Consider the following 13,445-nt stretch of genomic DNA (forward strand, 5'->3'; position numbering starts at 1 on the left):
GCCTCAGGAGTAAGAGAAGAGAACGGTCGTGTGCGCCGGTGCGAAGCGCTGCAACTCGCATTGCAAAACGTTGTTGCCCCAGGAGGCAAAAGGGGTGCCAAACGATCCGCCGAATTGCAACCCGGCGATCGTGAATGTCGGTGCGTTTACCTGCCATGCAAACGCCCATGCCGTGCCGCCAAAGAGCGTTCCAAAATTCTTTCCAAACCGAGACGGCACAAACTGCGTAATCGTGATCGCATATCCGAGAGCGGCCGCCACTGCGGTGAAATAGGCAATCGATTGGCCGCCGGTCGCAGTGAGCCGGGCAACAACCTGTGCGACGCGCTGCTGCGTCGTTGGTGCTTCTCCTGCGCATGGATCCGGCAACCCTAACGTCGACTCCCATTCGGGAAGCAGTTCAAAGGTGGACGGCGGAAAGGCGTCGACGAGCAGATAGTTAGCCCGGGTCGTCAGCGCCGCGAAACACGGGGTGAAACCGGAGAGGACGGCGGTCTGTATGGCATCCGGATCTCGCGGCCATACACGACCGCGCGGCAAATGCGTCTGAAGCGCCTGCAGATAGTCCGCGGCGCTATAGTCAGGAGCGGCCATCGGCTATACCCAGTTGACGTTACCGAGCACCGGCAACTGGCCCGTGGCGTTCGTAATGTTGGTATTCGCGGGATAAGTGGTTGTCACGCCTCCCACGGTGCTGGTAATGGATTCGATCAAATACCCTGACGACCCCGACACGGAACCGATCGATGAATTCACATCCGACAGATCGATCGTGCCAGCCGGCGCTCCTTCCCGGATCATCAGTTCGGCAAGCGCCCCTTCGATCGCCTCCTGCGTGGTTGTCGATGTCACGCCAGTAATGTTGAAGCCAATCTGGTTCTCGATCGGTGCACAGGAATAGACGAGCGCGGTTACCGGTTGCAAGCTGATGATCGCGTTGGCCACCGTGAGCTGGTCGCCGGTGGCCACAACGTCGCGTGGTATGCCACCAGGCCCCTCATCGTATTGCGACACACCATTCGTGCCCTGCGGAAAGCCAGCGTGCGACGATTCCGCCTCATCCATCATGAAGTAGACGACGACTGTGCCCGCGCCGAACCCGTTCGGCGCGCACCACGCGCGCGTCACGCCTGCCACGTCGCGCGCCCACTTTACGTAGTCGGTTTGCGCGCCGCCCTGCACTGGATCCTGGAATGCGAGCATCACCCGACCGCGGAAATCGTCTTGGGTCTCGACGTCCGCAGCTGAACTGACGATCGCCGTCACCGTCCCGCTCGACTGGATCCCTGTGATTGCCGAGGCGAGAGACACTGATGTTCCAACATCGCAGTTCCCCGCTGTTCCCGCAGCGACCGCTTGAATATTCGCCGTTGCAGTCGAGCCACTCCACACGGCGTCAGACATTGTCACGTAGGAAAAGCCGTCGGCCGTGCGGTTCACGCCCGTTCCTGCCGGCAGCGGCGTGCCCGTGGTTCCAGTGAACTGCACGGTGAGCTGCGCCTGTGTAGCGGCCTCGAGGTACACGCTCTTCATCGCGCCCCAGCCCGCGAGGAACTCGTCGGTTGATGTGAACGGAACCGCCTGCTTCGCAATCCAGTCCAGGTAGCCGTATAGACCAAAAACAAGTGCGGCGAGTGCCGATCCGACGATCTTCAGGACCGCCTTTTGCAACAGCGAAACTGTAAGCCCGACCGCGCTCTTGATGTCCGTCCAGATCTGGGTGCGCAGTGCGCTTAACGTAGGGCGTGAAAATGGCATCAGTTCACCATGGGCCAAGCCCAGTTATAGGTCTGCAATGCCGTGCCATCCGGCTGATACGCAGTAATAGAAATCCCGAGCATGTCCGGGCGCACCCACTGCGTAACGACAGCGAAGCTGCCGACGACGTCCGTATCGATCAACCACTGGATAGCTTCGACCACATAGTCATAGGCATCCGTGAGCGTTTTGTCTGTCGGTGAGGTTCTACGGGAGAGCAACCAGAGGCGCGATCCTGTCGGGCCGGTGGCATCGCCCGAATCGTCATCGCCCCACCACCCACGCCGGTCGTTCGATCCGTCAGGAATCTCGTCGTCCGGCGCGGCTATGCGATCGGTGAAGATGCTGAACAGCAATGCGGTCTCCAGGTCGTCTCCAGTCGCGATATCGCCGGGCACGAGCGCCCAGTCGCCGCGCGCGTTAGCGACGTCCCAGACAATCTTGAAATCGCTCATGTGGTCAGGTTTGGTCCGGTCGTCGTGATGGTGCTTCCACCGGTCTGGACGTCCACCACTTCGTGATCGTGTTCATCATGTGCCGCGCGCAGCTCCGCAACCGTGCTCGACTGTGAGTCGCAGTTGTCGATGATGTCGCCTGTGCATTCGAAGCGGGGCGTAACCGCCCGGATCTTCGTAGCTGCATTGATTGTGACGATCGTGGCGCCGTCGACCTCGACCGGTTGATTGTTTGCTTTGATGAAGATGCCGCCCGAGGCTGTCAGATAGATCTGCTTGCCGTCCTGCGTGAAGATCATCGTCTCGCCCGATTTGAGCCCTGTAGGACGTGACGCCTGATGGTTCGTACCGATCACGAGGCCACCGCCGCGATCGCCGCCTACGAATACGATTGCGACGTCGGATCCCTGCGGCGGTACCGACGTGAAGCCGAATTCAGCAATGCGCTTCAGGTTGTCGATCGTCTCGAGCTCGTTGATCTGCGCCTGCAACACCTGGACTGGGCCAGCATCATTCACAGGCGCGCTGACGCGACCGCGGCCCACGAGCAGCAGGACGCGTCGCGCGAGGCGGTCCGCTGTTGCCTGCGCACGGCCCAGCGCTCGACTTACCTGACGGATCGCTGCATGGAAGGTAGCCATCAAGCCCCCGGCAATGCGCTTGCGTCGACGAACAACGGCTGCAGCGCGACAGGTTCTGGCAGATAGGCCTCGGGCCGCATGATCGTGAGCTCCGCGATCGTGCCTTCTTCCTCGTTCCGGATATAGGTCACTTCGCCGAGCAGCCAGACCTCATCGACGATCTTCAGCTTGGGCAATGTCACGGGCACGAGCGTGTTGGGCGTCCAGAGCGTGCCCGCCCCATCGCGCCAGCTGTCGGTCGTGACCGTGATCTCGGCCGCACGCGCAACGCGGCGATTCATCTCCCACACCGCGCGGCGCTTCGCGAGATCCGCATAGCCTTGCACGGCTTCCGCGACGATATAGCGCTCGCGCGTGCGCCTCACCCCCACGTCCTCGACGGTGACAATCACGTTCGCCCCAACGCCGGCGTCGTTGAATGTCTCGACCGACTGCGTGAAGACGGTGTACTTCGAGAACCGCTGCGAGGCCGAATACCGCACGCGGGCATGCTGTGCATTGATGCCCTCGGCGATGCCGCCGACATGCATGGTCTTGTGAGCCTGCGTCAGCAGCAGATTGCCGTCCGGCGTGTCATAGACAAGCAGTTGGCTGTACCGGCTGATCCGCTCAATGATGTCGTACGCGCTTTCGCCGATGAAAATGTTGAACTGCGGGATCGGCGGCAGCCCTTCGATATCGCATGTAACGCTGATGCCATAGTGCGCCGCAAGTTTGGACGCTACGTCGAGCGCCGATGTCCCGCTGATCTGGCCGCTCGGCCACACTGCCGAGCAGTCGATCAGGTCCTGACACTTTCCACGGCCCGCGGCGGCGATCGAATGACTGTCGGCGTCATACTCCGGCACGTATTCATCAATATACCCGGTGATGACCCGGTCCGAGCCGATGAGCAGCTGGAACGGATCGCCCGCCTGCACGATGACCTCTTCTGTCTCGCCCGGAAAATCTTCCGTCAGCCCGAGGTTGAAGTCGGACGGACAGCGCTCGATACCTCGCGTGACACGCACATCGGTCCAGCCGCTGATCGCCTGGGCGCCCGCGATCAGAATCAGATCGTCGTCCATCCGTCAGCTGGCCAGTGCCTGGAACGATTGGGGCATGAATAACGGGTGGATAGGCTGCACTTGCTGAACCAGTTGATCGGACCGGGCCGCGTCGTCGTAAATCCGGTGCGCCAGCACGAGCGCCGGCAGTGAACCCGCGAACGACATCGTCACCAGCTGCGCGAGGTCGCCACCGCGCGCCTGCAGGTCCGAAACGACTGCGCTACGTAAAGCGCGCAGTGCCGTGAAGCTTGCATCGTCCTCTGCATCACCTGCCGTCTCGATCTCGGCATCGAAGAGTGTCGTCACGTTCTCGAGCACGGTCGTCGCATCGTTATACGAGGACGGCTGATAAGTGGCGCAGGCCTGCGCCACGCCGGCAAGCGCCGTTCGCCGGAAGAGCGCTCCGCAGCTCGTCTGCATCGACGACATTGCCGACCCGATCGGAGAGCTCGTGAACATGCCAGACGGGTTGAATGACGCCAGATCCGTCATCAGGCGAATCGCATCGGCGGGATCTGAGGCGGTGGCTGCAAGCGCGGTCACGAGCGTCTGCGCAGCCGTCGCGAAGGTCGTCGTATCGCTCGCGTTCGCGGCCGCAACCTGCAATGCACTGCCAGCGGCTACTACCGCCGCGACGCTGACAGTATCCTGCTCGAGCAGTTGCTCTGCAGTGGTCCCCGCCGGCGCTTTCTGGTTCGAGCCCGTATAGCCGCTATTGCCGCCGCCGAAGAACCGGCTGAAGTCGCCGGAAAGCGTCGAAACGGCATTGACCACACGCTCTACATCGTGGACGTCGCTCACAGCCGTCTGGTACCACGAAAGAGCTGTATCGACGGCCGTATTCACGACGGCAGCGCCCTGCTGAACTGCGGTGGCAGCCTTCGTCGCGAAGTCGACCAGGGCGCTGCCAAACAGATTCTGCGCACCGCTATCAACCCCGTTCTGCGTCGATTGCGTGACGTTCGGATAGATCTTCGCGCCGCCTCGCATCAGCGAAAGGCGGATCATGATCACCCGACCATGATCGAAGCTCTCGCTTGCCTCCGATTCCATGCAGCTGACGTTCTGCACGGCACCGAAAGTCGGGTGCACGAGCGTCTGTGGGCCAGCCTTCTCGCAGGCCAGAACCAGCGCATCGCGCTGTGCGATGACCGGGCCACCACCGTAGACCCGGCTGTTTTCGATCAGGAAGCCGATCAGCTCGTATTGCCGCGGCAGCTTGCCGAGCGGTTCGATATATGCGTCGTCGCGCATCGGGTAGCGGTGAACGACATTGCGGCCGCCGAAGCGCGTACGGTTCTCCCGCACGGCGAACGGGACGCCGCCAAACGATGCCTGACGCAGCGACCCCCACCACGTGCCGGCACCGCTTCCCGTCAGGATTGATGCGACCTGCTGCGCAGCCGATGCGAGACCGCCAATGCTGCCCGCAAAGGTCGTCAGGGTTGCTGCACTCATATTGCCGGTTCCATCATGGACGACTCGCCGATGTTCGCCGAGGCACTCGCCGCCCCGCTGCTGCGGACTGTTGCCCGCGTACCCTTCGGAGCGTTGGGCAGTTCGATCTGCACGTGCACGCGACCATTGATCGCATCGGCGTCACTGGCACGGATCGCCGCCTCGTTGTCCGCCTGGGCGGGACGCTCATAAAGTCTCGACACTATCTCGCCGGCCTGCGCCGCGGACGTTGCCTGCGCGAGGGCAGTTCCCGCGCGACGTTCATTGCCCTGCCGCATCTCGTAGTCGACGAACTGAAGCTGCTCGTCGAGAGAGGACTGCCGGATGTCTTTTCCGAACCGCTTGCGGAATTCTTCCTGACGATCCTTGTGCCATTGCCCCAGGCCATATGCCTGACCGTTATCGCCACTTGCCGCAGGGTTATAGCCGCTCTCGCGGAAAATGTTCGACGCGATGCCCGCTGCCTGCGCCGGACTCCATCCCATCTGCTGAAAGCGCCCGACGATCGGCGCAGTCTGGGCATTATTTGCAGCGCTCGAGCGGAACAGGCCTGAGGCCCATCGGTAGATATCGCCGCCGAAACCGCCGCCCTTTGGCCCTTGAACTTCTGGAGTGACGATACCGCCGGCCATTGCGTCCGCCACATACTGATCATGATTCGGCCCGGCGGGAATGGCTTTGTCAAAAGCCGCCTGGCGCGTCTTTTCCGCGATATACCCGGCAGCGCCCAACGCGACGACCGAACCGGCCCCTGTTGTCACTGCGATCGTGCCAAGTAGACCGATGAGACGTACCGCCTGTGCGATCAGCGTCGTAATGCTCAGAATCGGACCAGCGAATGTGATCGCAGCGACAGCAGCGGCGATCGTCTTCACGCCCCCCAGCTGATCGACGAACTTCGAGGTGTCGTCAGCGGCCTTGTTCCAGTCCGTGTTCTCAATCCACGCGGCGACCTTCGGCCCCCACTCCTGAGCGATCGGCTCGAGGCGGTTCGCGACAGTTGTCAGCGCCGGCGCTACAGACTCGCCCAGGGTGTTTTTCAGCTTCCCGAACGATGCATCCAGCGCCACCATGTTCTCGTTGAAGCGTTGGCCGCGTGCGATCTGGTCTGGCGTCATCGTCGCGTTCAGCTTCTCGTACTTCGCGACGTACTCGTCGATCGCTGCGCCCCCCTTCGAGAGCAGCGGTGCGAGGGATCCTAGTCCGAAGATGTCGAGAAACTTCTCGCGCGCCTGCGCGTTCGTGATCTTCGATGCGGCGTTCGAAATGTCATGCAACGCGCGGATCGTGTTGACCGAGCCATCGGCCATCCGGTGGATGCCAATATTCTTGCTGGACAGCACCCCGGCGACGAACGTGTCGCGGCCCGCCGCCGCATCCTCGAATGCCGAGCCCACCGACTTCAGGCCAGACGTCATGTCGGCATCCGACAGGCCCGCCAGCCGAGCGGCGCCGCGATACTTCTGCAGCTGGTCGGTCGTCACATCGATAACCGATGCCGTGTTCGAGATCTCAGTCGCCGTGCGCCCCCAGCTGTGGGCCATGGTCGCAAGCCCTGCAATCGAGCCTGCAGCCGAAATCGCGGCGAGCGGCGGCGCAATCGATCCGATGCGGCGCGCCGCATCGCTAGCCAGGCCGCCGACCTTGACGAGGCGATCGCCGAACTTGTCGAGACCGGTTTCCTTCGAAAAAGCCTGCACGGAGGCCTTCACGTCTGAGATCGGCTTGGTAATCTTGCCGATTGACGCGTTGACGCCCTTGGCGACCGCGGTCGCGCGGTCGACCGCGCTGATCGTGATCTGGAAAACGTTGGGCATTGGAAGGCCTCAGGTGCTCTGTCTCAGGCGCAGGGCCTGGTCGTGCCAATACTGGAACCTGCTCAGCTTCATGCAGCCGACGGCGTCAGGTCCCCATCGGAAGAAGTGGGTAACGTCGGCGCACCGGTCTCCGAGGTCTCGCCAGACTGCGGGGGCGCCCATGTAAAACCCGAGAGGAACGCGGTCGCCTCCTCGTAGCTCGATTTGCCCATCTTCCGCACGACGGCGAGCGGCACACCAGAAACGAGCGAGATCAGCTCGGCATTGCACGCGTAGGCCGTGCCTTCAACCTGCGCGCTTTGGTCGAGCTGCTCGACGGTCGGCTCGCTGAGCGCGATCGAGTCATACGTCCTGTTGTCGCCGTTCAGTGTGATTGGTTTCTTCAGCACCACGGTCTTGACGGGCGCCTTGGCATCATCTTTCGGGGGCGTCCAGTCGAAGCCCTTCAGATATGCAACGGCCTCTTCGTACTTGGTCTTCCCCAGCTTGCGGATCAACGTCAGCGGAATGCTCGAAACCATCGAGATCAGCGCAGCGTTCACCGCATAGATCGATCCGGCCGTCTGCGTGCTGCGGTCGAGTTCGTCGACCGTCGGTTCACGCAACATGATCGATTCGTACTTCAGCGCGTCCCCCAGCGAGAGCGGGACGTCCAGCGTGATGACCTTTTCTTCGGATTGGCTCATGCTCAGCTCGTCGTAACTTCGGTGACGGAGTCGTCAGTCCCTTCGAGACGGACGTCGAATTTGGCTTCGGTCGAGTCGACTTCCTGTTCTTCAACCGCCCACATGGCACTCCCGATCACCGTCTTGCCGTTCGCGAGCCTGGCCACGCACGTCACATCGGTCCAGTTGTTGATGTCGCCCACGACCAGGCCGCCCCAGTCCCGCAGATTGAATGCGATGAACGGGGCCGAGGGCGTTTCCTTGTAGCCATGGATCCGGTCCATACCGCCCAGCGTCTCGCGCTTCTTGTTGCCGGATTTGTACTTGAAGTCGCCGGTGACCATGTATGTCGTGCCGTCGACGGAAACGTCGGCTGTGCCGGCGAGAAGTCCACCAGTCTGAGATGGCATTTGGAATGCTCCACGCGGAAATTAGAGAAGCCGCCAGACGGCGGCCTGCTGCGAAGCAGCGCGATAACCGTCAGGTCATCTACGCCGGGACGATGTTGGAGAACTGCATCAGCAGCGCGAAGATCCGCAACTGGTCGATCAGGATGGCCGGATACAGCACGTCGACGCGGTTCGGGTTCTGCGAGTTCTGCTGCACGATGAGGCCTTGTGCGAAAACTGCACTGCCCTGCACGTAGCCGTTTTCCTCGAGCGTCCCGTACCGCGCGATCAGATCCGACTTGATCATGCTCGGCGTGACGACGTTGGTCCCGGGCACAACCCGCGTACCGTCGGCCGCCAGCTTTTTCCGCGCATACTTCGTCGTGACGAGCGATTTGAGATCGCGCAGCACAAAGGCCAGCGTGTTCATCGTCTCGACTTCGAGGTAGCTGTTGTCCGCGTTGCCGAAGCTGTTCTTCTGGTACGTCGTGATCAGGTTTTCGATTGACACAGTGCCGTCGTCGGCCACATCGAAAGTTGAGATCCCGTCGTACAGCAACGTATTGCGGTCGGTCAACGCAAAGCGCATCTGCCGCGGTGGCGGCTGCATCGTCGCGAGCGTTACAGTCTGCAGCGGCTGCGCAGGATCAGCGCGCGCTGAAACAGCAACAGCGGCAGCGATATCGGCAGCGATCACCCATGCCGGCGTCGGCGATCCGTTGAAACCCATGATCGACGCGTGCTCATCATTGCGCGTGACGCCGAAAGTCGTGAGCGTGCCGAGCGTGCCGCGATATGCAGCGTACATACCGCCGTAGAGTTGCTCGCTCCAGCTCCAGCGACCCGTCTGCGTGCTCAGGAACGACTGGATCGCACTAAGCGACGTGCTGTCCGTGTATGGGAAAGCGATGAAGTCGAACTGCTGATCGCCCAGATTGGCAAGTGCCGTCGGCAGCTGCGAAGGATTCGTTGCGCCACCGGACATCGCCACGATCGTTACTGCCAGTCCCGCGGGCGTTGCTTCGCCGGCGAGCGTGCCACCGTAGTTCAGTTGCAGGTCGATATCGTTGCCAGCGAGACCCTTGTTCTTCGCTGTTAAATCAACCTTACTCGTCGTCGTGACGTCGACGGCCGCCGTCACCGGCAGATCCGGCAGCGTACCGATCTGGGCGGCAAGCGCGGTCGCGAGTTGCGGGAGCGTCATGGTCGGCGTCACCACCAACGAGACAATCTGGCCACCGATATACAGCGACAGGACACCCGTCGCCGTCGGCACGCTGGTGAAATTGAGACTGCCGGCCGCCGCCGTCGACGAGCCGTCGTCCAGTAGCGGTAGCAGCCACACCTCACCGAATGAGTCGCGCTTGCGATATGCCGCTGTCATCAATGCGAGCATTGAGCCCTGGCCAGCAAGCGCTTTGGTCGCGTCGACGCCTTGGCAGATTACGGCCTGGCTCGGGACACCCGGACTGCCGGTGAGCATCTGGCCGATGATCAGCGCACGAAGCGACTGCTGCCCAGTATTCGCATTCGACGGATCGATATCCGCGTAGAACAGCGGTACACGGATGTTCTGCGGAATATTCGGAAACGAGATATCGCCCATTTAGTTTGCTCCGGTTTCCGCTTCACCGTCCGAGACCTTCTGTACGGTGCCAGCGTTGCTGGTTGTGGAAGTCGCCTGCGCATCGGTCACATCCGATACCTTCACGGCATCGCGATCGTGGATCCGGCGCAGCCAGTACTTGTCGAAGTCGCTGACCTTCATGCCCTCAGGCGGCACTACAGTCGTCTTCAGCCCCCCAACCGGCGCATCCGACAGCAGCTGCTTCGTGACCGGGTCGCGCAGGAGCACGCCCGGAGCAGGTTTCACAAACATGGAGATCCTCTACTGGGGAAGGTTGATCGTCAGACCCGGCACGGTCGTGCCGTCGGGTACCTGAACCGTCAGATCGACGCCGGTGAGCGGCACCGCGGCGGGCTGATAGAAGTCGTGCGGTCCCTGTACAAACTCGAGACCAATGTCGAGCACTAATTGGCCGATCGGCGACTGCCCTTCGCCAGATGGCTGCATCGTCGACCTGAAAAACGGGTATTGCTGAAGCAAAGACATCAAGGGCGGATAGTTGATGAGCGCCGCCTTGATCTGCTCGCGTAGCGTCTCGAGCTGCTCTTCGACGACCACCGCTGCCTGATCACCTGTCAGCGCCGCGGCCTGTGCACGTGCCGTGACGCGTAAGGTTGTCGTTACCGTGAACGCCGGCGGACCGTGCGGCCCCCACGACTGACCGTCCTCGTCGGGCGTCTGGACGAGAAGCATCGGGTAGGTCCCGTCCCACGTTGGCCATGTGCGCGGCGAAAAGACATTCGTGCCGGCTGCTGTCGCGCCGGACACGACAAGACCCTGCACGGCGAGCTCGCGCAGATCACGTGAGGTCGTCATTGAGCGCCCAGATCGAGGTAAGCCCAGCCGAGGCCGTCGATCGCAACGTCCTTTACGACGTAGCTCGCCCCGTTGATCTGGATGACGATGCCTTGCTGGGGTGGTGATGGCAGCTGGGAGACCTGCAGGCCTAGCGTCGCGACCGTGATGTTCGCGGACGCACCGCTCTCCTCGCTGAAGATGTGATCCGTGATCAGCGAAAAGATACCGAGCACAGGTGTGCTGATGCCCGGAAACACGATCGGCACCTCGTCCCCAAGTGCTTTGCCGATCGCGGCGTTCAGCGTCCCGTCAAAGTCGATCACGGTCAGGATTCGAGGCGACCGCTCTGCAGCATTTCCGGCCGCGTGCAGATATGGAGCGGATACGAGTAGCCCTCAACCTTCCACCATGCATTGCGGTCGCGATCCATGATAGGGATCATGTACATCGGCTTGCCCGGCGTATTGACCCACTCGAACGATTCACCGGGCGCCAACGCGCGGCGGAAGACGCCGGGCGCACCGACCGGGAAGAACTTGACCTTGTCGTCTGCGATCTTGATGGTCGAGTTGTCGTCCGAGCCACGGTAGTTCATCCAGTAGATGCCCGCGAACTTGAACGTATCGAACGCTGCACCCTGGCTATCGTCGCGCAGATCTGCCGCAGCCGACCAGTTCAGGTAAGTGCGGATCACGTCCGGGTGGTTGACGAAGTCGTCATAGAACACGTCGCCGCACATCGCATACACCTTGGTGGTCGGCAACCAGGCGCCCTGCGCCTTGCGCATCATTGCCCGACGGATCTGGTTGCAGATCGGACGCACGGAATTCGGCGTTGCGGCCGGCAGGTTAAATCCAACTTCTGTCGCCGGCGTGATCCCGAACTCGTCGAAGAAGTTGTAGATCACGGAGCCGTTTGCATCGAGCAGTTGGCCCTGCACGGCAGCCAGCCGGTGGAATTCCCACGTGTACTCGATGTTGCGCAGAATGCCCGTCGGCCCGCTAACGCGGCGGGCCAGTTCGGCCTGCAGCTGCATGAGCTCGGATTCCGTGCCGAACGCGCGGATATCCTGAATCTCGTTCGCGTAGATCGTGTCGTCGTGCATCAGGCGCGGCACTTTGAAGTACCTTGCCGCACGGGTTTCGGTGACACGCTGCGTGCCTTCCGCGCCACGCGGCGACGTCGGAATCAGGATCAGCTGACCCTGACGCTGCTCGACGGCGAGCACGGTATTACGGATGGGTTCGTCCTCGAAGATATCGAGATCGCCAAGGCCCACCGGTTGATATGGATATTTGTCGACCGCTGCGGTGAGCTGGATGGTCGAGAAAGCATCCTGATGGAATACGTCCAAACTGGCCATTATCGGCTCCAGAAATAATAATGGCCGCGAACGCGGCCACAGGACAAAGGAAAGAAAAACCCCGGCGGGTAAGACTTAGCGGGTAATGATGCCCTTCGCGGCGAGTTGCCCTTGCGCCGTCGCAAGCTGCGCGGTGGTGATCCCCGTCGGCCAGATCAGTTCGCCGCCATTCACTTCGGCATCGCGCGTGACGGCAGCGCCCGGCACATCGGCCAACGTTGCGTCATAGGTTCCGAAACTGATGGCCGCCGCGATCTGCGTCCCGTCCGTCGCCGTCGGATTCAACGGAACGAAGGTTGTCGAGGTAACGGACACGTCCACGTCGAACTCGTCGCCGACGATAAAGTCGGTCGCACCGTCGGCGATCGCAAACTTGATCTGGTCGGCGAACGTTTGTCCGACGACGATATCGCCGACGACGTCGCCGGCGGGATCAAACACGCGAAACGTGCCGCTGTTCGTCGCTGCGATAGTGCATCGCACGACGTAGATACCTGTTTTCGCATTCGGCAGAACGGGCGTCGTCGCGTCGATCGTGAAAACGCCGTTTCCGGTGTTTCCGGCCTTCGCCACAGCCGTTGCTGTGCCGCCGGCCTTCTTCGCGATTACTTCGCCGGGAAGATGTCGAACGGCGCCGCTAAATGTGACTGCATCGCGCGAACGGTGCCCGCGCGCTTCCGACACGAGAAAGCCACCGTCGTGCCGGTTTTCAAGAAGAGGGGTCTGAGCCATGATCGGATTCCTGAGTTAGAAAGAGGAGTGAGCAGCCTTGCTTAGCGGCGCCGCTTCGCACCAGCCTTCTGGAACGCCACGTCCCAGCTGGCCGCGATCGACTGCTCGCTGCTCACGCTGCGATCGCTATCGATCCCAAGGTTGGGGTTCTGACGACGTCCGCGGCTGCCTTCCGCCGCCGGCGCGCCATTAAGGACTTCGATCGCCTCGCTTCGCGGCATGGCCGAACTGAACGCCAGCTTGCAGGCTAGGACCGGGTTGCGACCCGCACCCTTGCACGCGAAGATGGCAGCACAACGCGCGCGTTCGCGGCGACGCGCGTTAGCAGCTGCGCTATTGCCGCGCATCTCTTCCTCGTCGTCGTCATCCTCGTCGGCGCTTTCGTCGTCCTCCTTGTCCGCAGCACGCTTGCTGCGTTTGCCCTTGCCGCCGTCATCGTGATCGTCGTCCTCGTCGTCATCCTTATCGTCGTCCGACTCGTCACCTTCGGCGCGCGAGCCGCGTTTGCTGTCGCCGTCTTCACGGTCCTGTTGCTTATCGTCCTCGTCGTCCGAGGCGCGCTTGCTGCGCTTGCCCTTACCGCTGTCGTCGTCATCCTTATCGTCGTCGGAAGCGCGGGAACCACGGGCGAGATGGGCGAAGCTCAACCCACCTCGTGACATGAGGTTGCGTAACGTAGTGCTCATTGGATTT

The 13,445-nt window shown here is 61.8% G+C and carries 16 protein-coding genes; all 16 read right to left on the reverse strand.

The window, feature by feature from the left end; translation table 11 throughout:
* Positions 1 to 3: 3 nt before the first annotated feature.
* Positions 4 to 594 carry a YmfQ family protein gene (locus tag R8871_RS34080; protein ID WP_175054338.1) on the reverse strand — a complete coding sequence of 197 codons (591 nt, stop codon included), beginning with the start codon at positions 592 to 594 and terminating at the stop codon, positions 4 to 6.
* Positions 595 to 597: 3 nt separating this feature from the next.
* A complete protein-coding gene (locus tag R8871_RS34085; protein ID WP_175054339.1) occupies positions 598 to 1,758 on the reverse strand; it encodes a baseplate J/gp47 family protein in 1,161 nt (386 codons plus the stop codon).
* Complete coding sequence (locus R8871_RS34090) at positions 1,758 to 2,213, reverse strand: phage GP46 family protein (protein WP_175054340.1); 456 nt, start codon at positions 2,211 to 2,213, stop codon at positions 1,758 to 1,760. The genes R8871_RS34085 and R8871_RS34090 overlap by 1 nt, the downstream gene beginning before the upstream one ends.
* Positions 2,210 to 2,854, reverse strand: coding sequence for a phage baseplate assembly protein V (locus R8871_RS34095; protein WP_175054341.1), 645 nt, complete (start codon positions 2,852 to 2,854; stop codon positions 2,210 to 2,212). Before R8871_RS34095 ends, R8871_RS34090 begins: the two co-directional genes overlap by 4 nt.
* Complete coding sequence (locus R8871_RS34100; protein ID WP_175054342.1) at positions 2,854 to 3,921, reverse strand: phage baseplate assembly protein; 1,068 nt, start codon at positions 3,919 to 3,921, stop codon at positions 2,854 to 2,856. The genes R8871_RS34095 and R8871_RS34100 overlap by 1 nt, the downstream gene beginning before the upstream one ends.
* 3 nt (positions 3,922 to 3,924) lie before the next feature.
* Positions 3,925 to 5,361, reverse strand: coding sequence for a DNA circularization protein (locus R8871_RS34105; protein ID WP_175054343.1), 1,437 nt, complete (start codon positions 5,359 to 5,361; stop codon positions 3,925 to 3,927).
* Entirely contained in the window at positions 5,358 to 7,178 is a 1,821-nt protein-coding gene (locus R8871_RS34110) for a phage tail tip lysozyme (protein WP_175054344.1), read from the reverse strand. The genes R8871_RS34105 and R8871_RS34110 overlap by 4 nt, the downstream gene beginning before the upstream one ends.
* A 68-nt stretch (positions 7,179 to 7,246) precedes the next feature.
* The gene (locus tag R8871_RS34115) at positions 7,247 to 7,864 is read right to left on the reverse strand and encodes a phage tail assembly protein (protein ID WP_175054345.1); all 618 of its coding nucleotides are present in this window, start codon (positions 7,862 to 7,864) and stop codon (positions 7,247 to 7,249) included.
* 2 nt (positions 7,865 to 7,866) lie between these two features.
* Positions 7,867 to 8,253, reverse strand: a complete 387-nt coding sequence (locus tag R8871_RS34120) for a phage tail tube protein (RefSeq protein ID WP_175054346.1) — start codon at positions 8,251 to 8,253, stop codon at positions 7,867 to 7,869.
* A 79-nt stretch (positions 8,254 to 8,332) separates the two neighbouring features.
* A complete protein-coding gene (locus R8871_RS34125; RefSeq protein WP_175054347.1) occupies positions 8,333 to 9,838 on the reverse strand; it encodes a phage tail sheath subtilisin-like domain-containing protein in 1,506 nt (501 codons plus the stop codon).
* On the reverse strand, positions 9,839 to 10,111 hold the full coding sequence (locus R8871_RS34130; RefSeq protein WP_175054348.1) for a DUF2635 domain-containing protein: 273 nt from the start codon (positions 10,109 to 10,111) through the stop codon (positions 9,839 to 9,841).
* A 9-nt stretch (positions 10,112 to 10,120) separates the two neighbouring features.
* Entirely contained in the window at positions 10,121 to 10,675 is a 555-nt protein-coding gene (locus tag R8871_RS34135) for a hypothetical protein (protein WP_175054349.1), read from the reverse strand.
* Positions 10,672 to 10,980: a head-tail joining protein gene (locus R8871_RS34140; protein ID WP_175054350.1), complete on the reverse strand. Its 309-nt coding sequence runs from the start codon at positions 10,978 to 10,980 to the stop codon at positions 10,672 to 10,674. Before R8871_RS34140 ends, R8871_RS34135 begins: the two co-directional genes overlap by 4 nt.
* Positions 10,981 to 10,982: 2 nt before the next feature.
* Positions 10,983 to 12,020: a major capsid protein gene (locus tag R8871_RS34145; RefSeq protein ID WP_175054351.1), complete on the reverse strand. Its 1,038-nt coding sequence runs from the start codon at positions 12,018 to 12,020 to the stop codon at positions 10,983 to 10,985.
* A gap of 75 nt (positions 12,021 to 12,095) precedes the next feature.
* Positions 12,096 to 12,752 (reverse strand): head decoration protein, encoded by a 657-nt coding sequence (locus tag R8871_RS34150; RefSeq protein ID WP_175054352.1) that lies wholly within the window; start codon positions 12,750 to 12,752, stop codon positions 12,096 to 12,098.
* Positions 12,753 to 12,793: 41 nt separating this feature from the next.
* The gene (locus R8871_RS34155; protein ID WP_175054353.1) at positions 12,794 to 13,399 is read right to left on the reverse strand and encodes a hypothetical protein; all 606 of its coding nucleotides are present in this window, start codon (positions 13,397 to 13,399) and stop codon (positions 12,794 to 12,796) included.
* Positions 13,400 to 13,445: the final 46 nt, after the last annotated feature.

The organism is Paraburkholderia sediminicola (genome assembly GCF_902859805.1).
GTDB lineage: Bacteria > Pseudomonadota > Gammaproteobacteria > Burkholderiales > Burkholderiaceae > Paraburkholderia > Paraburkholderia sediminicola.